General features: G+C 69.9%; 24 protein-coding genes and 2 pseudogenes. 12 read left to right on the forward strand and 14 right to left on the reverse strand.

Translation table 11 applies throughout. From position 1 onward, the window contains the following. Positions 1–39 precede the first annotated feature (39 nt). The 4 genes from ASF45_RS32535 to ASF45_RS32550 all read right to left on the reverse strand — a co-directional run bounded on the left by ASF45_RS32535 (position 40) and on the right by ASF45_RS32550 (position 5,627). On the reverse strand, positions 40–909 hold the full coding sequence (locus ASF45_RS32535; protein WP_056673521.1) for a VOC family protein: 870 nt from the start codon (positions 907–909) through the stop codon (positions 40–42). 110 nt (positions 910–1,019) lie between these two features. Beyond that, the gene (locus ASF45_RS32540; RefSeq protein WP_056673523.1) at positions 1,020–2,969 is read right to left on the reverse strand and encodes a response regulator; all 1,950 of its coding nucleotides are present in this window, start codon (positions 2,967–2,969) and stop codon (positions 1,020–1,022) included. Next, complete coding sequence (locus tag ASF45_RS32545; RefSeq protein ID WP_056673526.1) at positions 2,962–3,426, reverse strand: response regulator; 465 nt, start codon at positions 3,424–3,426, stop codon at positions 2,962–2,964. Before ASF45_RS32545 ends, ASF45_RS32540 begins: the two co-directional genes overlap by 8 nt. 14 nt (positions 3,427–3,440) lie before the next feature. Continuing rightward, entirely contained in the window at positions 3,441–5,627 is a 2,187-nt protein-coding gene (locus ASF45_RS32550; protein ID WP_056673529.1) for an ATP-binding protein, read from the reverse strand. 131 nt (positions 5,628–5,758) lie between these two features. Between ASF45_RS32550 and ASF45_RS32555 the strand changes: the two genes are divergently transcribed. The 3 genes from ASF45_RS32555 to mnmC all read left to right on the forward strand — a co-directional run bounded on the left by ASF45_RS32555 (position 5,759) and on the right by mnmC (position 8,416). Further along, positions 5,759–6,250 (forward strand): EVE domain-containing protein, encoded by a 492-nt coding sequence (locus ASF45_RS32555; protein WP_056673532.1) that lies wholly within the window; start codon positions 5,759–5,761, stop codon positions 6,248–6,250. A gap of 63 nt (positions 6,251–6,313) precedes the next feature. Continuing rightward, positions 6,314–6,586 carry an oxidative damage protection protein gene (locus tag ASF45_RS32560; protein ID WP_056673535.1) on the forward strand — a complete coding sequence of 91 codons (273 nt, stop codon included), beginning with the start codon at positions 6,314–6,316 and terminating at the stop codon, positions 6,584–6,586. A 6-nt stretch (positions 6,587–6,592) separates the two neighbouring features. Then, complete coding sequence (gene mnmC, locus ASF45_RS32565) at positions 6,593–8,416, forward strand: FAD-dependent 5-carboxymethylaminomethyl-2-thiouridine(34) oxidoreductase MnmC (protein WP_056673538.1); 1,824 nt, start codon at positions 6,593–6,595, stop codon at positions 8,414–8,416. Positions 8,417–8,470: 54 nt separating this feature from the next. Here mnmC and ASF45_RS32570 read toward each other — a convergent pair whose 3' ends face one another. The 4 genes from ASF45_RS32570 to ASF45_RS32585 form a co-directional block, all read right to left on the reverse strand. Continuing rightward, entirely contained in the window at positions 8,471–9,673 is a 1,203-nt protein-coding gene (locus ASF45_RS32570; protein WP_056673543.1) for a branched-chain amino acid ABC transporter substrate-binding protein, read from the reverse strand. A 105-nt stretch (positions 9,674–9,778) separates the two neighbouring features. Next, the gene (locus ASF45_RS32575) at positions 9,779–10,117 is read right to left on the reverse strand and encodes a hypothetical protein (RefSeq protein ID WP_056673546.1); all 339 of its coding nucleotides are present in this window, start codon (positions 10,115–10,117) and stop codon (positions 9,779–9,781) included. Between the two features lie 4 nt (positions 10,118–10,121). Then, positions 10,122–10,553, reverse strand: a complete 432-nt coding sequence (locus ASF45_RS32580) for a DNA polymerase III subunit chi (protein ID WP_056673547.1) — start codon at positions 10,551–10,553, stop codon at positions 10,122–10,124. A gap of 29 nt (positions 10,554–10,582) precedes the next feature. After that, positions 10,583–12,061, reverse strand: coding sequence for a leucyl aminopeptidase (locus ASF45_RS32585; protein ID WP_056673551.1), 1,479 nt, complete (start codon positions 12,059–12,061; stop codon positions 10,583–10,585). 24 nt (positions 12,062–12,085) lie between these two features. On the opposite strand from ASF45_RS32585, the gene lptF reads away from it, so the two are divergent. From lptF to ASF45_RS32610, 5 genes are read left to right on the forward strand one after another with little or no spacing between them, the layout of a single operon-like run. After that, a complete protein-coding gene (gene lptF, locus ASF45_RS32590) occupies positions 12,086–13,201 on the forward strand; it encodes an LPS export ABC transporter permease LptF (RefSeq protein WP_056673556.1) in 1,116 nt (371 codons plus the stop codon). Further along, positions 13,198–14,298, forward strand: coding sequence for an LPS export ABC transporter permease LptG (gene lptG / locus ASF45_RS32595; RefSeq protein ID WP_056673560.1), 1,101 nt, complete (start codon positions 13,198–13,200; stop codon positions 14,296–14,298). Before lptF ends, lptG begins: the two co-directional genes overlap by 4 nt. Then, positions 14,295–14,651 carry a sirohydrochlorin chelatase gene (locus ASF45_RS32600; protein WP_056673563.1) on the forward strand — a complete coding sequence of 119 codons (357 nt, stop codon included), beginning with the start codon at positions 14,295–14,297 and terminating at the stop codon, positions 14,649–14,651. Before lptG ends, ASF45_RS32600 begins: the two co-directional genes overlap by 4 nt. Positions 14,652–14,693: 42 nt before the next feature. Then, the gene (locus ASF45_RS32605) at positions 14,694–15,635 is read left to right on the forward strand and encodes a CysB family HTH-type transcriptional regulator (protein WP_056673566.1); all 942 of its coding nucleotides are present in this window, start codon (positions 14,694–14,696) and stop codon (positions 15,633–15,635) included. A gap of 20 nt (positions 15,636–15,655) precedes the next feature. Next, positions 15,656–16,822, forward strand: a complete 1,167-nt coding sequence (locus tag ASF45_RS32610) for a pyridoxal phosphate-dependent aminotransferase (protein WP_056673567.1) — start codon at positions 15,656–15,658, stop codon at positions 16,820–16,822. On the opposite strand, the gene ASF45_RS32615 is transcribed toward ASF45_RS32610, so the two are convergent. Beyond that, positions 16,823–17,794: a tripartite tricarboxylate transporter substrate binding protein gene (locus tag ASF45_RS32615; protein ID WP_056673569.1), complete on the reverse strand. Its 972-nt coding sequence runs from the start codon at positions 17,792–17,794 to the stop codon at positions 16,823–16,825. Positions 17,795–17,954: 160 nt separating this feature from the next. On the opposite strand from ASF45_RS32615, the gene ASF45_RS34885 reads away from it, so the two are divergent. Beyond that, a complete protein-coding gene (locus ASF45_RS34885) occupies positions 17,955–18,113 on the forward strand; it encodes a DUF3309 family protein (RefSeq protein ID WP_082551431.1) in 159 nt (52 codons plus the stop codon). Between the two features lie 4 nt (positions 18,114–18,117). Here ASF45_RS34885 and ASF45_RS32620 read toward each other — a convergent pair whose 3' ends face one another. The 5 genes and pseudogenes from ASF45_RS32620 to xseA form a co-directional block, all read right to left on the reverse strand. Beyond that, complete coding sequence (locus ASF45_RS32620; protein WP_056673573.1) at positions 18,118–18,756, reverse strand: FABP family protein; 639 nt, start codon at positions 18,754–18,756, stop codon at positions 18,118–18,120. 91 nt (positions 18,757–18,847) lie between these two features. Continuing rightward, the coding region (locus ASF45_RS36730) for a Fe-Mn family superoxide dismutase (protein ID WP_304440574.1) at positions 18,848–19,085 on the reverse strand (238 nt) is incomplete at its 5' end. A 1-nt stretch (position 19,086) separates the two neighbouring features. Beyond that, positions 19,087–19,325 (reverse strand): annotated as a pseudogene (locus ASF45_RS36735) (superoxide dismutase); the annotation flags it as partial. A gap of 1 nt (position 19,326) precedes the next feature. Further along, positions 19,327–19,629 (reverse strand): annotated as a pseudogene (locus tag ASF45_RS36740) (superoxide dismutase [Fe]); the annotation flags it as partial. 63 nt (positions 19,630–19,692) lie between these two features. Continuing rightward, positions 19,693–20,994 (reverse strand): exodeoxyribonuclease VII large subunit, encoded by a 1,302-nt coding sequence (gene xseA / locus ASF45_RS32630; RefSeq protein ID WP_056674394.1) that lies wholly within the window; start codon positions 20,992–20,994, stop codon positions 19,693–19,695. Between the two features lie 348 nt (positions 20,995–21,342). On the opposite strand from xseA, the gene ASF45_RS32635 reads away from it, so the two are divergent. The 3 genes from ASF45_RS32635 to lpxK are packed head-to-tail and all read left to right on the forward strand — an operon-like array spanning position 21,343 to position 23,406. Continuing rightward, positions 21,343–21,978, forward strand: a complete 636-nt coding sequence (locus tag ASF45_RS32635) for a MotA/TolQ/ExbB proton channel family protein (protein WP_056674396.1) — start codon at positions 21,343–21,345, stop codon at positions 21,976–21,978. Then, positions 21,975–22,397, forward strand: a complete 423-nt coding sequence (locus ASF45_RS32640; RefSeq protein WP_056673579.1) for a biopolymer transporter ExbD — start codon at positions 21,975–21,977, stop codon at positions 22,395–22,397. Before ASF45_RS32635 ends, ASF45_RS32640 begins: the two co-directional genes overlap by 4 nt. A gap of 13 nt (positions 22,398–22,410) precedes the next feature. After that, positions 22,411–23,406 (forward strand): tetraacyldisaccharide 4'-kinase, encoded by a 996-nt coding sequence (gene lpxK / locus ASF45_RS32645; RefSeq protein ID WP_056673582.1) that lies wholly within the window; start codon positions 22,411–22,413, stop codon positions 23,404–23,406. Positions 23,407–23,425: the final 19 nt, after the last annotated feature.

Consider the following 23,425-nt stretch of genomic DNA (forward strand, 5'->3'; position numbering starts at 1 on the left):
CCACCACGCGGCCGCCCCGTCGCGCGACGCGGTCCGCGGTCAGTTGCGGAATTCGGCAATGTCCGGCCGCGCGCCCCACATGCAGAACGAGGCCGGCTCGAACGGGAACTGGCGCGGCTGGTGCGCCGGATCGCTGATCTGGCTGACCCCGCTGGAGTACTCGTAGACCATGCCGTCCGGGCCCTCGAAGTACAGGAACATCGCGCCGGAGGTCGGGTGCCGGCCCGGCCCGAACACGGTGCGCACCCCGCGCTGCTGCAGGAAGTACCACGACTGCATGATGTCGTCGATGGACGCCACCTGGTGGTTGATGTGCTGCACGCCGGCGAAGGCCGAGGGGAACAGCGCGATCTTGTGGTGCACCGTGTCGATGCGCAGCAAGGGCGCGGCGCCGATGCGGTCGCTGACCTTGGCCGACAGCACGCCGGTCCAGAAGGCCTCGTCGCGCGCGGGGTCGGTGCTGCGCAGGCCCACGTGCGAGAAGCCGGTGTTGGCCACGGGCCGCGTCGGTGTGAAGGGCCGGCCGGCCTGCGCCGTGGGCGCCAGCAGCTCGATGCGGTTGCCGCTCGGGTCGCGGAACTGGATGAAGGCCTCCACGCGGCGCTGCGCGCACTCAGCACCGCTGCCGCAGTGCACCGGATGGCCCAGGCGTTCCAGTTCGGCCGCGGCGGTGTCCAGCGCCACGCCTGCGCGCAGGTCGAATCCGACCGTGTGGTCGCGCGGGTCGCCGTCGAAGTAGACCAGCGTGTGGTCGCGTGCATCGCTGCGCAGGTAGACGGCCTGGCCGTTCTTGGCATTGCCGCTGCGCCCGCCTTCGGCCAGGCCCAGGATGTCGTGGGCGTAACGCACGGCGCCCTCCAGGTCGCGCGTGCCCAGGCGCACGTAGCGGATGTCGTGCAGATCGATCATGGTTGTCTCGCTCCAGCGCTCGGACGGCGCCATCGTGGTGGTGCGCCGAGTCTAGACACCGAACGCGCACTACGGAAGCCGCCCGCCGCCGCATCCCGCCTGCGCCAGCGTCACGCCGCCGGCCGTGCCAGCAGCTTTTGCAGCACCGCGTGCACCTGCGGCGGGTCGACGGGCTTGACCAGATGGCCGGCGAAGCCCGCGGCAGCGGTGCTGCGCAGGTCGCTCTCGGCGCCGTAGCCGCTCAGGGCGAGCACCGGCAGGCGGGTGCCGAGCGCGCGGCCGATGTCCACGCCGCTGCCATCGGGCAGGCCCAGGTCGGTCAGCACGATGTCGAAGGCGTGGGTCTGCGCCAGCTGCAGTGCCTCGGCCACGCTGGCGGCGTGCTCGACGGCGTAGCCGTACTCCTCCAGGCACATGCGCAGCGCCATCGCCGCGCCCGGGTGGTCTTCCACCATCAGCACGCGCGCATGCTGGGCCTGCGCCGGCTCGGCCACCAGCTGCGACGGTGGCGGCGGTGGCGGCACGACGCCCTCGCGCAGCGGCATGCGCAGCGTGAAGCGCGCGCCCTTGCCCAGGCCCGGGCTGTCGGCGAGCAGCACGCCGCCGTGGGCCAGGACCAGGTGGCGCGCGATGGCCAGGCCCAGCCCCAGGCCGCCGCGCTCGCGCGCGGTGTCGCGGTCGGCCTGCTCGAAGGCCGTGAAGATGCGTTCCAGCGCATCGGGCGCGATGCCGATGCCCTGGTCGCAGCACGAGAAGACAAACGCACCGGCCTCCAGCGCCGTCTGCAACTGCACGGCGCCTCCGGGTTCACTGAACTTGATGGCGTTGCGCACGAGGTTGGCCATCACCTGCTGCATGCGCACCGGGTCGGCATGCACCCAGGCCGGCCGCTCGGCCAGGGCCAGCTCCACGCGCATGCCGCGCTCGGCGATGGCGTCGGCCAGCATGGCCAACGCCTCGCGCAGGACGACGTGCATGTCCACCATCTCGGGCTTGATGCCCAGCTTGCCGCTGGAGATGGCGGAGATGTCGAGCAGGTCGTCGATCAGCCGCGTCTCCACGGCCACGTTGCGGCGCACCAGCGGCACCAGGTCCTTGTGCGTCGCCGGCACGCTGGCGTGGCGCTCCAGCAGGTGCACGGCCGCCGAGACGGCCGACAGCGGCGCGCGCAGCTCGTGCGAGAGCATGGCGATGAAGCGGTCCTTGGCCTGGCTGGCACGCTCGGCCTCGCGCCGCGCGGCCTCGGCCTGCTCCTTGGCCTCGCGCAGGGCCTGCGCCGCCAGGTGCTCGGCCGTGGTGTCGCGCGCGATGCTGCACCAGCCGACCACGGCGCCATCCGCGCCATGCAGCGGCATCAGCACGCCTTCGGCCCACAGGAGCGAACCATCGCGCCGGCGCATCCAGCGCTGGGTGGCGGCGCGCTGTGCGGTGGCGGCCAGGCGCAGGTCGCGGCGCCAGGCCTCGCGTGCGTCCTCGCCCTCTGGCAGCAGCAGCGTGGCGTTGTGGCCCACGGCCTCGGCCCGCTCGAAGCCGAAGATGGCCTGGGCGCCGCGGTTCCAGTTGGTGATGCGCTGCTCGGCATCGAGCAGCAGCACGGCGTAGTCGCGCAGGGATTCGACGATGTGGGCGTACAGGCTGTCGGCTTCGCGCAAGCGTGTCTCGGCCGCGTCGCGCGCGGCGCGCTCGCGCACCTCGCGCAGCGCGCGCTCCAGCACCAGCGGCAGCCGTTCCAGCCGACCCTTGCTGACGTAGTCGGTCGCGCCACGCTTGAGCAGCTCGACCGCGTTGTCCTCGCCGATCACGCCGGATACGAAGATGAACGGCAGCTGCGGCGCCCTGCCCCGGGTGATGGCCAGGGCGTGGTCGCCGCCGAAGCCGGGCAGCTGGTAGTCGGACAACACCGCGTCGAAGCGCTGCGAGGCCAGGGCCTGCACGAAGCCGGCTTCGTCGCGCACCAGCGTGCACTGGGCCTGGGGATGGCTGACGCGGACAGCTTCCTGCACCAGTTCCGCGTCGAACGTGGAATCCTCCAGCAGCAGCAGCGCCAGCGGTTCAGTCATGCGCGTAGCGCCTGCTGACCTTGAGCGAGCCCGGCGGCGGCTCGTTGAGGACCGCCCAGAAGATGCCCAGGTCGGCGATGGCCGCGACGAACTGCTTGAACTCCACGGGTTTGACCACGTAGGCGTTCACGCCCAACTCGTAGCTGCGGACCACGTCGGTCTCCTGCTCCGAGGAGGTCAGCATGACCACCGGGATGCTGCGCAGTCCGGGGTCGGCGCGCACGGCCTGCAACACCTCCAGTCCGTTGACCTTGGGCAGCTTCAAGTCCAGCAGGATCACGGTGGGGTTGCCTTCGCGGCGGTCGGCATACGCGTCCTCGCGGCGCAGGTAGGACAGCGCCTGGGCACCGTCGCGCAGCACGACGACGTCGTTGGCCAGTTGGCTGCGCTCGAGCGCCAGCAGGGTGAGCTCGAGGTCGCGGGTGTCGTCCTCGACGAGCAGGATGGGCTTGAGCATGGTGGTGTTGCAGTTCAATCGGTAAGGGCGCCCGGCAGCAGGAAACCGAAGGCCGCGCCCTGCTGCGGCACGCCGCGGGCCCAGACCTCGCCGCCGTGGCGTTCGACAATGCGCTTGACGTTGGCCAGGCCGATGCCCGTGCCTTCGAATTCCTCGGCCGCATGCAGGCGCTGGAACACGCCGAACAGCTTGTCGGCGTACTTCATCTCGAAGCCCACGCCGTTGTCCTCGACCTCCAGGCCGGTGCCTGCGGCACGCACGACGGCGCGCACGGCGATGTGCGGAGCGGCCTGCCGGCGCGTGTACTTCTGCGCGTTGGCCAGCAGGTTGCGCGTGGCCACCTGCAGCAGCAAGGGGTCGCCGTAGAGCGCCGGCAGGTCGGGTGCCACTTCCCAGTGCACGCGGCGGCCAGGGTCCTCGCGCTGCAGTTCGCGCACGAGGTCCGCCACCATGGCGGCGGTGTCCACGCTGCGCGGCTTGAGCGCGGCACGGCCCAGGCGCGAGAAGTCCAGCAACGCATCGACCAGCTGGCCGGCGTATGCCGCGGCCTCCTTCACATGGCCGAGGTAGCGTCGGCCGCGCTCGCTGACATGCGCGCCGTCCATCTCCAGCACCAGGTCGGCGTAGCCGGCGATGTGCCGCATGGGCGCGCGCAGGTCGTGCGAGACCGTGTAGGAGAAGGCTTCCAGTTCCTTGTTGACGCGGCCCAGCGCCGTGGCGGCGTCGGCCATCTCCTGGGCGCGGCGCAGCACGATGCCGATCAGCGCGTCACGCAACTCGCGCACCGCGGCCAGTTCGGACGGCAGCCAGCGCGCCGAGCGTCCGCCCAGGTGCTCGACCCAGCTGTCGAAGCTCTTGCGCGGATGGATGCGGCCGGCCTCGTCCACCGTCTTGCGCGGGTTGCCGGCCCAGCGCACGGTGCGCACGACCTCGGGCCTGAACCACAGGATGACGTGGCGGTGGACTTGCGAGATCGACACCGCCAGCACGCCGGCGGCGCTCTCGCGCAGCGCCGGGTGGCCGTCGAAGTCGCGCGCCAGTTCGTCGCTGGCGTAGACCTCCTCGCCGCGGCCGACAACCCAGCGCGCCAGGGCCCCGATCGCGTCCGCAGGCGGGGTGATACCGACAGTCCAGACCGCTTCGTCCAGCACCACGGCCGCGCCGCTGGCGCGTGCCAGCCGCAGCAGGCCGCTGGTGTCCACCAGGCGGCTCAGCGTGCCGTCGCTTTCGGCCAGCTGTGCCACGAGGGACAGCGTGAGCTGGCGCAGTTCCAGCCGCGCGGCCGCCTCCTCGGCGGCCTGCAGGGCGCCGATCTGCAGCGACAGCAACTGGCCCAGGTGTTCGCAGGCTGCGCGTGCGTTGGACGCCAGTGTGCGCGGCGCATGGTTGTGGCAGGACACCAGGCCCCAGAGCTGGCCGTCGACGACGATGGACACCGACATCGAGGCCAGCGTGCCCATGTTGCGCATGTACTCCAGGTGCACGGGCGAGACGCTGCGCAACAGGGCCTGGGACAGGTCGATCTCCGACGCAGCGCAGCCCCCCAGGCCCAGCAGCGGCACCGGCGCATAGCGTGCATCGGGGATCAGCCGGAAGTGGTTCAGCAGGTACAGCGCGCGCGCCTGGCGCGGAATGTCGGAGGCCGGGAAGTGGTGGCCGAGATAGCTGTCGTAGTCCGGCTCCAGCGATTCGGCGAGCACCTCGCCGTGGCCGTCTTCGTCGAAGCGGTAGACCAGGGCGCGGCCGAAGCCGCTCACCCGGCGCATCTCCTCGGCTGCGAGCAGGCACAGCGCCGGCAGGTCGCGCGCCTCGTTCAGCCGCGCCAGGAAGTTGCGCGCCAACGCGTAGAAGGGTGCCGGGCCGTGGTCCATCGCGCAGGCGTCCTCGCACTCGACGATCACGTGGGTGGGCGTGCGGTGCGCCGACACTTCCTGCGCGCCCCCGCCCGGCAACTGCAGCCGGCCCAGACCGATCGGCGACGTACCGACGCCCGCGGCCGGCAATGAGGACAGCGCCGTGCGGTCGAGCGCTGCCAACATGGCCGCGCGTTCGGACGCAGGCCAGCCCGCACTGGCGGCCACGGGTTGCAGCGTCTGGGCGTCCAGCACCAGCATGCGGCCATGCGGCTGGATCGCGCCGGGCCAGCGGATCGGTTCGAGATCGCAGGCGGCAAGGTCGGAGGGAAGTGCGTCCGCTGTCATGAGCGGGTGTATGGGCTGGGAAGCAAACGTTTTGGCGGGAAAATTGTGCCACCGTGCGCCGGCCGGGCCTGTAGGAGAACGGCGCGGCCCGCTGTGGCATCCTCGTGCGGCCTTTCACCCCCACTTCCACCATGAACGCAGCCACCGCCCGCGCGCCCCACTACTGGCTCATGAAGTCCGAGCCCGACGAATGCTCGATCGACGACGCGCTGGCCGCGCCCGGGCAGACCGTGCCCTGGACCGGCGTGCGCAACTACCAGGCGCGCAACTTCATGCGCGATGGCATGCAGGTCGGCGATGGCGTGCTGTTCTACCACTCCAGCTGCCCGGAGCCCGGCATCGCCGGCATCGCGCGCGTGGCCTCCGAAGTGCGGCCCGACCCGACGCAGTTCGACCCGGCCTCGCCCTACCACGACCCGGCGTCCAGGCCCGAGGCGCCGCGCTGGCTGCTGCGCGACGTGCAAGCGCTGCGCAAGACCCGGCTGCTGCCGCTGGCCGCGCTGCGCGCGCATCCGGACCTGGCCGCGATGGTGGTGCTGCAGCGTGGCAGCCGGCTGTCGATCACGCCGGTGGAACCCACGCATTGGGCCCTGATCGTCGATGGCTTGCTGGGCGGCCGATAATCCGCGCCCGCAATCCGCATCCCACGAGGCCGCCCACGGCCCGCACCCTCAAGGAAGACCGACATGGCACGCATGGTGAACTGCATCAAACTGGGCCGCGAAGCCGAAGGCCTGGACCTGCCGCCCTACCCGGGCGAGCTGGGCAAGCGCATCTGGCAGAGCGTCAGCAAGGAAGCCTGGGCCGCCTGGCTCAAGCAGCAGACCATGCTGATCAACGAGAACAAGCTCAACATGGCCGACCAGCGCGCGCGCCAGTACCTCACGCGCCAGATGGAGAACCACTTCTTCGGCGCTGGTGCCGACGCCGTCCAGGGCTACGTGCCGCCTGCCGCCTGAGCACCGGTGGCCGAGCCCATCGAATGGCTGGCCGATGGCGCTCCCTACAACCCGCGCTTCGGTGACCGCTACCGCTCCGAAGCCGCGCTGGCGCAGGCCCGCGGCGTGTTCCTGCACGGCTGCGGCCTGCCGCAGGCCTGGGCCGGACAGCCGCACTGGACCATCCTGGAGACCGGCTTCGGCCTGGGCCTGAATTTCCTGGTGGCCTGGGCCGCCTGGCGCGCCGACCCGGAGCGCCCCGCGCGGCTGCACTTCGTCTCAGTCGAGGCCTACCCCGCGTCGGCCGAGGACCTGCGCCGCAGCACGCAGGCCTTCCCCGAACTGCGGCCGCTGGCCGACGAACTGACCGCGCAGTGCTGGGGCCTGCGGCCCGGCGTGCACCGCCTGCGGCTGGACCAGGGCCGCGTGCTGCTGACGCTGGCCATCGGCGAGGCCCAGCCCATGCTGCGCGAACTCGTGTGCCAGGCCGACGCCGTGTTCCTGGACGGCTTCAGCCCGGCCCGCAACCCCGACATCTGGAGCCTGGACACGCTCAAGGCCGTGTCGCGCTGCTGCCGCAACGGCACCCGGCTGGCCACCTGGACCATCGCACGCGCCGTGCGCGACAACCTCGCGCCGTGCGGCTTCACGGTGCAGCGCGTGGCCGGCGTACCGCCCAAGCGCGACCGGCTGGAGGCCACCTATGCGCCAGCCTGGACGCCCCGGCTGCGCCAGCAGCCCTGGCAGGACGACGGCCCGCCCGCCCAGCCCGGCCACTGCACCGTGCTGGGCGCCGGCCTGGCCGGCGCCTGCGTGGCGCGCCAGCTGGCCGAGCGCGGCTGGCAGGTGCGGGTGCTGGACGCCGGCGCGGCGCCGGCCGCCGGCGCTTCCGGCCTGCCCGCGGGCCTGTTCTCGCCGCACGACGCCGCCAGCGACACCTTGCCCACGCAGCTCTCGCGTGCGGGTGCGCGCTGCACCGCACAGTTGCTGCAGGCACTGCTGCGCGCAGGCGAGGACTACGCGCTGACCGGCGTGCTGGAGCGGCGCCTGCGCGGCGCGCGCCCGCTGGCCACGCCAGGCGATGCGTTCAGCGCGGCCGCCGATGCCGAGCAGCTGCGGGCCGCGGGCCTGCCCGCGGACCCGCCCGCGCAATGGCATGCGCTGGCTGGCTGGGTGCGCCCGGCCCGGCTCGTCGAGGCCCTGCTCGCCCATCCCGCGATCCGCTTCCAGGGCGGCTGCCGCACCACCAGGGTGCAGGCCACGCCCCAGGGCTGGTCGTTGCGCGATGCCGACGACCGTGAACTGCACGCCACGCCGCTGCTGGTGGTGACGGCCGGCATCGGCAGCGCGGCCCTGCTGCAGATGCAGGGGCTGCAGAACGTGCGCGGCCAGGTCAGCATGGGACCCTGCCCGCCCACGCTGCCGGTGCCGGCCACGCCGGTCAACGGCCATGGCCACTTCATCCCCGGCGTGCCTGGCGCACAGGGCTCGGTCTGGCTCAGCGGCTCGAGCTTCGAGCGCGGCGACACGGCCACCGACCTGCGCGAGGCAGAGCAGCGCTACAACCTCGAACGGCTGCAGACGCTGCTGCCAGCCACCGGCCAGGCCATCGCCCAGGGGCCTGCGCCCGAGGGCTGGGCCGGTGTGCGCTGCACCTCGCCGGACCGGCTGCCGCTGGCCGGCCCCTGGGCCACCGGCCTGTGGGTACTGACGGCCCTGGGGGCGCGCGGCCTCACGCTGGCGCCACTGGCCGCCGAGCTCATCGCCGCACGCCTGCATGGCGAACCGTTGCCGCTGCCCGCGCGGCTCGTCGCGGCGCTCGATCCGCGCCGGTTGCGGCCCGCCGCCTAGCCTCCAAAAGACAAGGGGCCCGAAGGCCCCTTGTCGCTCATGCCGCGGAAAGACTCAACGCACGACGGCGAGTTGTTCGCGCTGGCCCCCCTTGTAGGTGTACAGCGTCAGCGCGCCGTTCTTGATGTCGCCCTTCTCGTCGAAGGCGATGTTGCCGGTGATGCCCTTGTATTCGATCTTGGCGAGCTCGGGCAGGTACTTCTCGGGCTCGGGCGAACCGGCCTTCTGCATGGCCGTGGCCAGCACCTTCACCGCGTCGTAGACGTAGGGGGCGTACAGCTTCACGTCGACGTTGTACTTGGTCTGGAAGTCGGCCTTGAACTTGTCCAGGCCTGGCTTCAGGTCGCCGTCCACGCCACCCGCTTCGGCGCACACGACCTGGCTGTCGGCCATGGCGTCGCCGGCCAGCTTGGACAGCTCGTTCGTGCAGATGCCATCGCCACCCATGAACTTGACCGTCAGGCCCAGCTGCTTGGCCTGGCGCAGCATCGGGCCGGCCACGGCGTCCATGCCGCCGTAGAACAGCACGTCGGGCTTGCCGGCCTTGAGCTTGGTCAGGATGGCGTTGAAGTCGGTCGACTTGTCGGTCGTGAACTCATGGCCGATCAGGTTGCCGTTGGCGGCCTTGACGGCCTTCTCGAACTCCTCGGCCACACCCTGGCCGTAGGCCGTGCGGTCGTCGATCACGGCGACCGACTTGCCGGCCAGCTCGCCCACGGCGTACTTGCCCAGCGTGCTGCCCAGGTGCACGTCATCGGCCACCACGCGGAAGGCGGTCTTGAAGCCCTGGCGCGTGTACTTGGGGTTGGTGGCGGACGGCGAGATCTGCGGAATGCCGGCGTCGCTGTAGATCTTGGAGGCGGGGATGGTGGTGCCCGAGTTCAGGTGGCCGACCACGCCGTGGACCTTGCTGTCCACGAGCTTCTGGGCGACCGAGGTGCCCTGCTTCGGATCGGCAGCATCGTCTTCGGCCAGCAGCTCGAACTTGGCGGTCTTGTCGCCGATCTTGAAGCCAGCGGCATTGAGTTCCTCGATGGCCATGCGGGCACCGAGTTCGTTGTCCTTGCCCAGGTGGGCGATCGGGCCGCTGGTGGGGCCGACGTGGCCGATGCGGACGGTGACCGTCTCGCCAGCGGGGGCCGCGGCGGGGGCGGCAGCGGCGGGCGCAGATGCGGGCGCTGGCGCCGGTTCTTCCTTCTTGCCGCACGCAACGAGCACCATGGCGGCCAGGGCGACAGCGGTCCATTTCAACTGCATAAGAATCCTCCAGACAGGGAAAAACGAGAGATCAGGTTTATACATCTGCCGGTATGCAATTTGCGGGCCCGGCTGCGCCGATCGGCACAAACGCCACTAGGGGTTTCACGCAGGTGGACGCTGGGCCAGTTCGGCCGCGACGGCCTCGGCCACGGCCTGGCGCACGACGAACTCGATCTCCTCGCGCAGGCGCGGCACCAGCGCGTGCGTGTGCTGCAGCACCATGCTGGCGACGGCGTCGTGCAGTTGCTGTTCGAGCGCCAGGTCCACACGCTGCATGACACGGTGCAGCAGCTGGTCTTCGATCGCCTGCGCATCGCGCGGCGCTGCCACCGGAGTGGGTGGCGCCAAGGGCGGCGGCACGGGCTCCACGCGCGCCGCGGCGCCGACCACCTCGGTCAGCACCGGCACGTAACGCGGCGGCACGCGGGGCAGCTCGCTCATGGGATCACTCCTTGAGTTCCAGGTCGTGCCGCACGATGTCGTAGCCGCGCGCCACGTAGTGCTTCCAGCGCCCGCGCGCGAGCGAGCGGTCTTCCTCGTCGTTGCTGACCACCTCGATCAGGCGCTCGAAGCGTTCGAAGCCGGCCGGCACCAGGCCGCCCAGGTTCACGAGCACGGGCAGCGCCGGTGCCTGCAGCACGTCCACCGCCAGCACCACGGGCGAGGCGGCCAGCACGCGCTCCGGGCTGCTGCCCAGCATGGCGTGCGGCACGAAGTCCAGCGGCGAGAAGGTCCACAACTGCTGGTCGAGCCGGGCCAGCATGTCGTCCGGGCCGCTCACGACGGCGCGCGCGCCACCCGCCACGGCCTTGCGCAGCAGCCGGCAGGCGTAGGCCAGTTTGTCCGGGGCGTTGAAGTGGAACGCGATCTCGGTCATGCCCGCGGATGGCTCCCGCTCACGGCCTGTCAGGTCTTGACGCTGCGCTTGCGGGCGGCAGCCTTGGGCGCAGCGGCGGCCGCCTGGCCCAGCAGGTAGGCCAACAGCAGGCCGACCGGGCGACCGGTCGAGCCCTTGGCGGCACCGCCCTTCCAGGCCGTGCCGGCGATGTCCAGGTGCGCCCAGGCGCGCGTGCCGACGAAGCGCTGCAGGAACTTGGCGGCCGTGACCGCACCGCCCGCGCGGCCCGCCACGTTGGCCACGTCGGCGAAGTTGGTCTTCAGGCCGTCGGCGTAATCGTCGTCCAGCGGAAGGCGCCAGCAGGGATCGAGCGCGCTCTCGCCGGCCGCCAGCAGCGCGGTGGCCAGCGCCTCGTCGTTGGAGAACAGGCCGCTGCGCACGCCGCCGAGCGCGACCACGCAGGCGCCCGTCAAGGTGGCGATGTCGACGACGGCCGCGGGCTTGAAGCGCTCGGCGTAGGTCAGTGCATCGCACAGGATCAGCCGGCCCTCGGCATCGGTGTTGAGAATCTCGATGGTCTGTCCGCTCATGCTCGTGACCACGTCGCCGGGCTTGATGGCGCGGCCGTCGGGCATGTTCTCGCAGCTGGCAATCAACCCGACCACGTTGATGGCGGGCCGGATCTCGGCCAGCGCGCGGAACACGCCCAGCACGCTGGCGGCGCCGCACATGTCGAACTTCATCTCGTCCATTTCGCCGGCGGGCTTGATGGAGATGCCGCCGGTGTCGAAGCTGATGCCCTTGCCGACCAGCACCGTGGGCGCCACACCGCGCGCCGCGCCGTTGTAGCGCAGCACGGCGAAGCGCAGCGGCTCCTCGGAACCTTGGGCCACGGCCATGAAGGCACCCATGCCGAGCTTGGCGACCTCGCGCGGGCCCAGCACCTCGCAGCTGATGCCGGGATGGCGGGCCAGCGACTTGGCGGCGTTGGCGATCAGCGTGGGCGTGGCATGGTTGCCAGGCCGGTTGCCCCATTCCTTGGCGAACTCCACGCCGGCCACCAGGCCCACGGCCTGGTCGAACGCGGCGCGGGCCTTGGCAACCTCGGCCACGGCAACGACGACTTGGGCCAGCTTGCGCGGCTCGGCCTTGGACTTGGTGGCGGTGTAGACATAGCTGGCATCGGCCACGGCGGCGATGGCGGCGTGCAGCGCGGACTCGGTCCAGGTCCCGGCGCAGCACAGCACCAGGCGCTTGGCCTGGCGCAGCGTGCCCATGCCGGCCAGCACGGCCTGGCGCACGGTGCGCGCGCTGCCGTCGCCGCTGCCGGCCAGCACCACCCGCGTGGCCGCCACGCCCTGCGGCTGGTACAGCGCCAGCGTCTTGCCGGCCTTGCCGTCGAGATCGCCGGATTTGCGCGCCTGCGCGATCCAGCCGGACAGTGCGTCCTTGCCCGTTGCCGCGGTTTCGGGCACCAGTACCAGCAGAGCATCGCACCTGGCGCTGGCACAGCCTGCCGCGTCGAGGGACTTGAGTTCGAAGTTCATAATCCAGCCTTTTTTTGGCCGGCCATGTTATTCCATTCCTCCCTACGCAAGGAGCTGGCCAGGGGCTTTGGCGCGACCTTCGTCGCCCTCATCACCATCGTGATGACCATGCTGCTGATCAGCACCTTGCGGCTCGCCTCGCGCGGGCGCGTCAATCCCTCGGACGTGCTGCAGGTGCTGGGCTACACCATCCTGGGCCACCTGCCCACCATCCTCACGCTGAGCCTGTTCGTGGCCTGCGTGGCCACGCTCTCGCGCATGTACCGCGACAGCGAGATGGTGATCTGGTTCACCGCGGGCCAGGGGCCGGCGCGGCTGTTCGTGCCGCTGCTGCGCTTCGCCTGGCCGATGCTGCTGGTGGTGGCCAGCATGGCGCTGGTGGTCTGGCCATGGTCGAACCAGCAGATCCAGGAGCTGCGCTCGCGCTTCGAGCAGCGCAGCGACGTGGAGCGCGTGACGCCGGGCCAGTTCCAGGAATCGGCCGACGGCAGCCGCGTGTTCTTCGTCGACAAGGATTCGCCGGACGCGATGAACGTGAACAACGTGTTCATGTCGGCCCAGGACGCGGGCAAGGAGTCGGTCACCTCGGCACGTGCGGCCCGCACCGAGATCCGCGGTGACGACCGCTTCGTGCTGCTGACCGATGGCCAGCGGCTGGAGACCATCGCCGGCAAGGAGTCGCTGCGCATCACCGAGTTCCAGGAGTACGGCACGCGCATCGGCGACAGCAACGCCGGTGGTGCGCAGCGCGTGAACCCGCGCACGCTGTCGACCATGGCACTGCTGGCCGAACCCACGCCCGTGAACCAGGCCGAGCTGTCCTGGCGCATCGGCTTCGCGATCGCGGCATTCAATTTCCTGTTGCTCTCGCTGGCGCTGGCCAGCGGCAACCCGCGCTCGGCGCGCAGCGGCAACCTGGTGCTGTCGCTGTTCGCCTTCGTCGTCTACTACAACCTGATCAACCTGGGGCAGAGCTGGATCGCCAGCGGCCGCGTCGGCTTCGCGGCCTTTGTCGTGCTGGTGCATGGCGGCGTGCTGCTGCTGGCGCTGCTGGCGCTGGCGCAGCGCCACCACCGCTTCAGCCTGCGTGCCTGGCTGCGCCGCGGCCGCGCCCTGCCCGACTCCGCGCAAGCCACATGAAAACCATCCGCCGCCTGATCTACCGCGAGCAGCTGACGGCCGTGGGCTTCGTCACGCTGGGCTTCCTGGCGCTGTTCTTCTTCTTCGACTTCGTCGACGAGCTGTCGGACATCGGCAAGTACGGCGCCGCCGGCTACCAGCTCACGCACGCGCTGCTGTACGTGACGCTGCTGGTGCCCAACCACCTTTACGAGCTGCTGCCCATCACGCTGCTGATCGGCACCATCTTCGTGATGGCGCGCTTCGCCCAGAGCTCCGAATACACCATCCTGCGCACCAGCGGCCTGGGTCCGTGGCGGGCGCTGGGCACGCTGGTGACGCTGGGCCTGGGCTTCGTGCTGCTGACCTTCGCCGTGGGCGACTACGTGGCCCCGGCCTCCGACCGCATGGCGCAGCTGCTCAAGGCCCGCTACCAGGGCCGCATCACGATCGGCCAGACCGGCGCCTGGCTCAAGGAGGGGCAGCGCGAGCACTCCTACGCCGTCAACGTCGCGGCGCTGACGCCGGACGGGCAGATGCAGGGCGTGCGCATCTTCGAGTTCGACGGCCGCAACACACTGCGCTCGGCCCTGCAGGCCAATGGTGCCCGCTTCGCCAGCGGCGGCTGGGAGCTGGACGGCGTGCAGCGCACGATCTACCGCCACGCCGGCGACGAGGCCAGCGTGCAGCGCGAGCGTCTGCCCACCGTGCAATGGCCCACCGGCATCACCTACGAGATGGTCACCACCGCGCTGCTCAAGCCCGACCGCATGCGCACCATCGACCTGTTCCAGTACATCCAGCACCTGAACGCCAACCAGCAGTCGGCCCAGCGCTTCGAGATCGAGTTCTGGCGCAAGGTGTTCTACCCGATCAGCTGCGTGGTGATGGTGGTGCTGGCCCTGCCCTTCGCGTACCTGCACTTTCGCAACACCGGCATCGCGGGCTACGTATTCGGCGGTGTGATGGCCGGCATCAGCTTCTTCCTGCTCAACAACGTGTTCGGCTACATCGGCAACCTGCAGAACTGGCAGCCCTGGCTGACGGCGGCGGCACCGGGGCTGATCTACAGCGCGATCTCGCTCGGGGCCTTCGGTTGGCTGGTGCTGCGGCGATGAAGGGCATCGTGCTGTTCGGCCATGGCTCGCGCGACGCGGCCTGGCGCGCCCCCATGGAGGCGGTGGCCGCGCGCATCACGGCGCAAGCCGATGCCCCCGCAGTGCGTTGCGCCTACCTGGAGCTGTGCACGCCCGATTTCGCCACGGCCAGTGCAGAGCTCGTGGCGCTGGGCGTGACCGAGTTGCGCGTGCTGCCCATGTTCCTGGGCATGGGGCGCCATGCGCGCGAGGATCTCCCCGCTTTGGTGCACGCACTGCAGAAACGCTGCCCCCATCTCAGCATTCAGCTGCTTCCGCCCGTGGGAGAGCATCCCAGCGCGCTGGACCTGTTCGCCCAGTTGGCGAGCCTTTAGACGATTGCGACATAATGATCTTCGTCGTTAGGCGAAATCATTATGAATTTGCACCAGTTCCGCTTTGTCCAGGAGGCCGCGCGCCGCAACCTCAACCTCACGGAGGCGGCCAAGGCCCTGCACACCTCGCAGCCAGGGGTGTCCAAGGCCATCATCGAACTGGAAGAGGAACTGGGCATCGAGATCTTCGCGCGCCACGGCAAACGCCTCAAGCGCATCACCGAGCCCGGCCAGCATGTGCTGCGCAGCATCGAGCTGATCATGCGCGAGGTCGGCAACTTGAAGCGCATCGGCGAGCAGTTCAGCGCCGAGGACAGCGGCACGCTGTCGATCGCCACCACCCACACCCAGGCCCGCTATGTGTTGCCTGTGCCCGTGGCCAGGCTGCGCGAGGCCTACCCCAAGGTCAACGTGAGCCTGCACCAGGGCGCGCCCGACCAGGTGGCGCGCATGCTGATCGACGAGGTTGCCGAGATCGGCATCGCCACCGAATCGCTGTCCAACTACACCGAGCTGCTCACCCTGCCCTGCTACGAATGGCAGCACGTGCTGGTGCTGCCCAAGGACCACCCGCTGGCGACCAAGGAGCGCCTGACGCTGGAAGACATCGCGGCCGAGCCCATCATCACCTACCACCCCTCGTTCACGGGCCGCACGCGCGTGGACCACGCCTTCGCGCAGCGCCACCTGACGCCGCGCATCGCGCTGGAGGCGATCGACTCGGACGTCATCAAGACCTATGTGCGCCTGGGCCTGGGCCTCGGGATCGTGGCCGAGATGGCCGTGCGCGACGACCCCGGCAGCGAACTCGTGTCGCGCCCCATGGGCCAGCTGTTCGGCATGAACGTGGCGCGCGTGGCCTTCAAGCGTGGCGCCTACCTGCGCAACTTCGTCTACCGCTTCGCCGAACTGCTGAGCGACCGGCTGGACCGCAACCTGGTCGCAAGAGCCATGACCGGCCAGGCCAACGACTACGAGCTTTGACCCTTCTTCTGTCCACCCCCATGTCGATCGCACCCCGTACCCCCACGATCCAGAGCAAGCTGCCCAAGGTCGGCACCACCATCTTCACCGTCATGTCCGCGTTGGCGACCGAGAAGAACGCCGTGAACCTGGGCCAGGGCTTTCCCGACTTCGCCTGCGACCCGCTGCTGGTGGATGCCGTGGACCAGGCCATGCGCGAAGGCCTGAACCAGTACCCGCCCATGGCCGGCGTACTGCCGCTGCGCGAGGCCGTGGCCGGCAAGATCGAAGCGCTGCACGGCAAGCGCTACAGCGCGTTGGATGAGATCACCATCACGGCCGGCGCCACCCAGGCGATCCTGACCGCCATCCTGGCCATCGTGCGGCCCGGCGACGAGGTCATCGTGCTGGAGCCCTGCTACGACAGCTATATCCCGAACATCGAGCTGGCGGGCGGCACGGTCGTGCGCGTGCCGCTGGTACCGGGAACGTTCCGGCCCGACTTCGACAAGATCGCCGCCGCGATCACGCCGCGCACGCGCGCCATCCTTGTCAATTCGCCGCACAACCCGAGCGCAACGATCTGGTCGGCAGACGACATGCGCAAGCTCGAGGAGCTGCTGGCGCCGACCGACGTGTTCCTGATCAGCGACGAGGTCTACGAGCACATGGTCTACGACGGCCGCGCCCATGAGAGCGCGGCGCGCTTCCCGGGCCTGGCGGCGCGCGCCTTCGTGGTCTCCAGCTTCGGCAAGACCTACCACGTGACGGGCTGGAAGGTCGGCGTGGTGGCCGCGCCCGCGGCGCTGACGGCGGAGTTCCGCAAGGTGCACCAGTTCAACGTGTTCACGGTCAACACGCCGGTGCAGCATGGCCTGGCACGCTACATGGCCGATGCGCAACGCTACCTGGCACTGCCGGCCTTCTACCAGGCCAAGCGCGACCTGTTCCGCGCGGGGCTGCAGGCCAAGACCCGCTTCCAGCTGCTGCCCAGCGAGGGCAGCTTCTTCCAGTGCGTGGACATCTCGGCTGTGAGCGACCTGCCCGAGGCCGAGTTCTGCCAGTGGCTGACCACCGAGATCGGCGTGGCCGCGATCCCGCTGTCGGCCTTCTACGCCGACAACTTCGACCAGCGCGTGGTGCGCTTTTGCTACGCCAAGGAAGACGCCACGCTGCGCACGGCGCTGGACCGGCTGGCCAAGCTCTGATCAGCTCTTGGCCGCGAGGCCGAGCCGCTCGATGGTGGCCTTCTCCGAGGCAAAGCTCTCGCGCGCGAAGCGCGTGTAGTCCTCGGTGTTCTTGTAGATGACGGTCTGATCGAACTTGTCGAAAGTGGCGAGCACGGCCGGGTCGTCCAGCGTCTTGCGGAAGGCGTCGTGCAGCACGCGCACGACGGCCGGGTCCATGCCCCTGGGGCCGCAGACACCGAAGGGCGAGTCCGACACCGTCTTGTAGCCGAGCTCGTCCAGCGTGGGCACGTGGGGCCAGCGCTTGGTGCGCTGGCTGCCGTAGGTGGCCAGGAGGCGCAGCTTGCCGGCCTCCACATGCGGACCCCAGCCCGTGGCATCGCTGGCCGACATCACGTGCTCGCCGAGCACGGCCTGCATGTTGTCGGCGTTGCCCTTGAACGGCACGTTCACGAGCTGGATGCCGGCGCGCTGCGCGAACTCCTCCATCGCCAGGTGCGGGCTGGTGCCGGCGCCGGTGTGGCCGTAGGTCAGCTTGCCGGGGTTGGCCTTGGCGTAGGCCACGTAGTCCTGGATGCTCTTGATCGGCGACGTGGACGGCACCACGAGGCCGAAGGTGTAGCCCGTCAGGCAGGCGATCCAGGTGAAGTCCTTGAGCACGTCGAACGAGACCTTCTGCATGTGAGGGATGCGGAACACGCCATGCGGCAACTGCGACACCACGTAGCCATCGGGTTTGGCATTGGCCAGTTCGATCGCGCCGATCGTGCCGCCGGCGCCGGGCTTGTTGTCCACGATGATGCTGGTGCCCAGGGTGCGGCCGGCACTCTCGGCGAGCGAGCGGATCACGGCGTCGGTGGAGCCGCCCGCGGGCCACGGGCAGATGTAGCGGATCGGCCGGGCCGGATAAGCCTGGGCACGCACCAGGGCCGGTGCAGCCACGGCGGCCAGGGCGCCCGCGGAGCGGGCCAGGAACAGGCGGCGGTCGGTCATGGGCTCTCCTCGTCGGGCAGTGGAAGTCGCCGCACTCTAGGGAAGAAGAGGCTGCACCCACCGTAGGAAAACCCTCACCGCCTGTCGCGCCCGGCACCTGCCGACGCCGCGCGTCGCTGCATGGACGATGGCGCCATCACAACAAGCCTGAGGGATGGCCATGACGTTATCGACGATTCTCCTGATCGTGTTGATCCTGCTCCTGATCGGTGCGCTGCCCTCGTGGCCGCACAGCCGCAACTGGGGCTACGTCCCGAGCGGCGGCCTGGGCCTGGTGGTGCTGGTCGTCGTGATCCTGCTGCTGATGGGCAGGATCTAGTGTTTCACGCCGGCCGCACGAGCGGGTTCGGCGTGGCGGCGGCCACGCGGCGCAGCAGGTTGCGGTCGGTGTGGTGGAAGGGCTGGTCCTGGCCGCGGATCATGAGCACCGTGTCCTCCTCGTAGCCCCAGCTGCCGTCCTCGTGGACCTGCACCGTGATCGTGAACCCCACGGTGCGGAAGTTGTTCTCCAGGAAGGGCGTCGAGCAGATGCCCCAATGTTCGTGCCCCTGCGTGGACTGCAGCGTGAAGCGGGTGGCGTCGGGCGCTGCGGTGCCGGCCGCCATGGCGGTCTGTCCGCGAGGGATCGTGAGCGTGTGCACCACGGCCCCGGTGGCCGGTTCCCACAGCCAGTAGCCGACCTGCTCGTGGTAGGTCTTGACCTGGTCGGGCTTGGTGATGTGCGTGTGGTAGCGCAGCCCATACAGAAGCTGCGGCCCGTTGGTCACAGGGTCGATCGGCTGCAGGCTGATGTGCTCGACGTAGGCCTGCTTCTTCGGACCTTCGGCCTTGGGCTTGACGTCCAGGCCGCGCGCTCCCTCCCAGACGCCGGCCATGGCGCGCAGCGGGCCCAGGTTGGCGAGTGTGTCGAGGTCGACCGGATGGGGTTCGGTGTAGATGTCGGCGGGTTGCAGTTCGCTCATGGTGAAACGCTGGTGGCTGGGATGGCTGCACGCAAGCAAAAAAGAAGCCCCGCTGAGCGGGGCTTCTGTGCGTGCCGGGTGGGCTGGGCGCTCAGGCGAAGTTGGCCTGCGCGAACTCCCAGTTCACGAGCTTGTCGAGGAAGGTCTCGACGAACTTCGGACGCAGGTTGCGGTAGTCGATGTAGTAGGCGTGYTCCCAGACGTCGACCGTCAGCAGCGCCTTGTCGGCSGTGGTCAGCGGCGTGCCGGCAGCGCCGGTGTTGACGATGTCGACCGAGCCGTCGGCCTTCTTGACCAGCCAGGTCCAGCCCGAACCGAAGTTGCCCACGNGTGGTCAGCGGCGTGCCGGCAGCGCCGGTGTTGACGATGTCGACCGAGCCGTCGGCCTTCTTGACCAGCCAGGTCCAGCCCGAACCGAAGTTGCCCACGGCGGACTTGACGAAGGCTTCCTTGAACGCGGCGTAGCTGCCCCACTTGGCGTTGATGGCATCGGCCAGCTTGCCGCTGGGCTCGCCACCGCCGGCGGGCTTCATGCAGTTCCAGAAGAAGGTGTGGTTCCAGATCTGGGCNCCACTTGGCGTTGATGGCATCGGCCAGCTTGCCGCTGGGCTCGCCACCGCCGGCGGGCTTCATGCAGTTCCAGAAGAAGGTGTGGTTCCAGATCTGGGCCGCGTTGTTGTAGATGCCGCCGCTGGACTTCTTGACGATCTCTTCCAGCGTCAGGTTCTCGAACTCCGTGCCTTTCTGCAGGTTGTTCAGGTTCACCACGTAGGCGTTGTGGTGCTTGCCGTGGTGGAACTCCAGGGTCTCCTTGGAGTAATGGGGGGCCAACGCGTCGATCGCGTACGGCAGTTCAGGCAGCTTGTGTTCCATGTTTTTTCCTCGTGGGTGGGTTGGAGAAATGATGGGGTCTGGTGGGACGCGGCATTGTAGGAATTAAACGCGAGTGGTCTTCGTCACTTGCAGATCGGCCTCGCCGTCGGCCAGGGTAGCGCGCACGGCTGCGCCTGCGGGCAGCTGCACCACGCTGGTGACGGTGCTGCCGCCGGCGTCCGTGAGCCAGGCGTAGCCGCGCTGCAGCACCACGCGCGGGTCCAGCAACTCCAGCCCGCGGGCCGCATGGGCCAGGGCCTGGCGCGCCTGCTGCGTGCGGCCCTGCACGGCGGCCTGCAGCCGCGGCTGCTGCACATCGAGGCGGTGGCGCCGCTGCGCCAGCTGCGTGGCCAGGCCGTGCTGCAGGCGTTGTTCGAGCTGGGCCAGGTGCAGGCGCTGGCGGCCCGCCCCCTGGGATGGGCGGCCGAGCCGGGCCGCGGCCTGGTCGAGCCGCTGTGCGCGCTGGTCCAGCTGGCGCATGGCGGCGTCGTGCAGGCGCGTGGCCATGCCGTCCAGCACCGCCAGCCAGACCTCGCGTGGCTGCGCCGCCAGTTCCGCGGCCGCCGTGGGCGTGGGCGCGCGCAGGTCGGCCACGAAGTCGGCGATGCTGAAGTCGGTCTCGTGGCCTACGCCGCTGACCAGCGGCACCGGGCTCTGCACGATGCAGCGCGCCAGCGCCTCGTCGTTGAAGGCCCAGAGGTCTTCGACCGAGCCACCGCCGCGCACCAGCAGGATCAAGTCGATCGGCTGGCCCTCGCCGGCGCGCGCATGCACGTAGAGCCGCTGCAGCGCGCGCACCAGATCGGCCGGCGCGTCGGCGCCCTGCACCAGGGCCGGTGCCAGCAGTACGGGCACATGCGGCAGGCGCCGCCGCAACGCCGTGACCACGTCGTGCAGGGCCGCCGCGCCTGGGGAAGTCACGAGGCCGATGCCGCGCGGCAGGGCCGGCAGTGGCCGCTTGCGCGCCGCGTCGAACAGGCCTTCGGCCTCCAGCCGGGTCTTCAGGCGCAGGAACTGCTCCATGAGCGCGCCAGCGCCGGCGCGCTGCAGGCTCTCGACGACCAGTTGCAGGTCGCCACGCGCCTCGTAGACCGACAGCCGGCCACGCAATTCCACCAGGTCACCATCGCGCGGCGAAAAATCGACCAGCGCGGCGGCACGGCGGAACATTGCGCAGCGGATCTGGCCTTGACCATCCTTGATCTGGAAGTAGCAATGCCCGCTGGATGCGCGCGAGAAGCCCGAAATCTCGCCGCGGACCGCGACGGGATTGAACTTCTGCTCCAAGGCTCCAGCAATGGCGCGGCACAGCGCCCCAACCTGCCAGACAAGCGGCGCCGTTGCTGGATTCAGCGGCGCGTGCATGGGCTGGCCTTTGCTGCAGTACAGCATTCGGCGGACGAATACTCCACAGCGCCGCCTGTGGGTGCCGCAGCCCCCTTAAGGCACCCGATACGCCCAGCACTCATGTGGAAGCGCCTTGATTTCATTGGAATTTTTTGTGCCTGCGTTTTAATCAAACTGTCAAAGAACCGCGCCAGTGCTGGGTTTCAGCCGCACGGAACAGAGTTCTTCACAAAGTTATCCACATCTCCTGTGGGTACTGTCCGACGGACGCCGACAGACAAGGCTGGCGTGGGCGGCTGCGCATGGCGCCCGAAAAACACTGCGCCATAATCCGCGCGGCGTTCCATTGCCAGGGGAGATTTGCTCTTGTTTTCGATCATACAAGCCGCCGGTTGGCCCATCTGGCCTCTGATCGCGTGCTCGGTACTGGCCTTGGCCCTCGTCATCGAACGGTTCATCAACCTCGATGCCCGCCGCATCGTCCCGCCCAAGCTGCTGGACGAGGCCATCACGGTGTCGCAGAAGTCCGTGCCCGAGCCGGGCATCGTGACGCAGCTGGCACAGAACTCGGCGCTGGGCGAGGTGTTGGCCAGCGGGCTGCGTGCGCTGCACAGCAATCCACGCTGCACCGAGGACGACTTGCGCGCCACCATCGAGAACACCGGCCGTGCCGTGGCGCACCGGCTGGAGAAGTACCTGACGGCGCTGGCCACCATCGCCTCGGCAGCGCCGCTGCTGGGCCTGTTGGGCACGGTGATCGGCATGATCGAGATCTTCGGCTCCCAGCCTGGCGCCGCCGCGGGTGCTGCCGGCAACCCGGCCCAACTGGCGCAGGGCATTTCGATCGCGCTGTACAACACGGCCTTCGGGCTGATCGTGGCGATCCCCTCGCTGATCTTCTGGCGCTACTTCCGCGCCCGCGTCGACGGCTACCTGCTGACGCTGGAATTGTCGGGCGAGCGCTTCGCACGGCACCTGAACGGCCTGCGCAAGAGCGCATGAACTTCCGCCGCCGCGGGACGGAAGAGCCCGAGATCAACCTGATCCCGTTCATCGACGTGTTGCTGGTCGTGCTGATCTTCCTGATGCTGTCCACGACCTACAGCAAGTACGCCGAACTGCAGGTTCGCCTGCCCCTGGCCAATGCCGAGGCGCAGCGCGAGCGTCCGCGCGAGGTGGTGGTGTCCATCGCTGCCGACGGCCGCTACGCCGTCGACCGCCAGCCGCTGGACGGCCGCAGCGTGGAGCTGCTGGTGCAGGCGCTGCTGGGTGCCACCAAGGGCGTGCAGGAGCCCCTCGTCGTCATCAGCGCCGATGCCAGCACGCCGCACCAGGCTGTGATCACGGCCATGGACGCGGCCCGCCGCGCCGGCCTGCAGCAACTCACCTTCGCCACGCAGCGTTCCGCCAGCGGACGCTGAAGCCGGCTCGCACATGCGTGGCTGGCTCTCTGCGTTGCTGCCGCGGCTGTGGCTGTCCCGCGCCCTGGCCTGGCCCCTGTGGCCCCTGTCGCTGCTCTACGCGGCAGTGACCGGCCTGCGTCGCCTGCTCTACCGCACAGGGCTGCGGCGCAGCACCCGGCTGCCGGTACCGGTGCTGGTGGTCGGCAACGTGGTGGCCGGCGGCTCGGGCAAGACGCCGGTGACTATGGCGTTGGTGCAGCGCCTGCAATCGCAGGGCTGGCGCGTGGGCGTGCTCTCGCGCGGCTATGGCCGCAGCACGCGCGACTGCCGCGAGGTGCTGCCCGACAGCCCGGCGCGGGAGGTCGGCGACGAACCCGCGCTGATCCGGCGGCACTGCGGCGTGCCCGTGTTCGTGGCGGCGCGCCGGGCCGAGGCCGGCCAGGCGCTGCTGGCCCGGCATCCCGGAACCGATCTGCTGCTCTGCGACGACGGCCTGCAGCACCTGGCGCTGGCGCGCGACCTGGAGGTCTGCGTGTTCGACGACCGCGGCGTCGGCAACGGCTGGCTGTTGCCGGCGGGGCCGTTGCGCGAGCCCTGGCCGCGCGCCGCCGACCTCGTGCTGCACAGCGGCGAGCGGCCGGCCTTCGCGGGCTGGTGCGCACGCCGCAGCCTGGCCGCGCAGGCGCTGCGGGCCGATGGCCAGCGCCTGGCCCTGGCCGACCTGGCCGATACGCCCGTGCTGGCACTGGCCGGCATCGCCCGGCCCGAGCGCTTCTTCGCCATGCTGCGCGCCGCCGGCCTGCGCCGGCTGCAGGAGTTGCCGCTGGCCGACCACCAGGACTTCGCAGGCTGGCAGCCGCCTGCCGATGCGCCGGCCGTCTGGCTCTGCACCGAGAAGGACGCCGTCAAGCTGTGGGGGCGCCATCCGGGCGCCTGGGCCGTGCCGCTGCAGGTGGAACTCGATGCCGGCGCCTGGCAGACGCTGGATGCACGGCTCGCGGCGCTGCGGCCGCCCCGGGTACCATAGCGCCCTTTCGACACCCCTC

The organism is Pseudorhodoferax sp. Leaf265 (assembly GCF_001422365.1).
Taxonomy (GTDB): Bacteria; Pseudomonadota; Gammaproteobacteria; order Burkholderiales; family Burkholderiaceae_C; genus Pseudorhodoferax.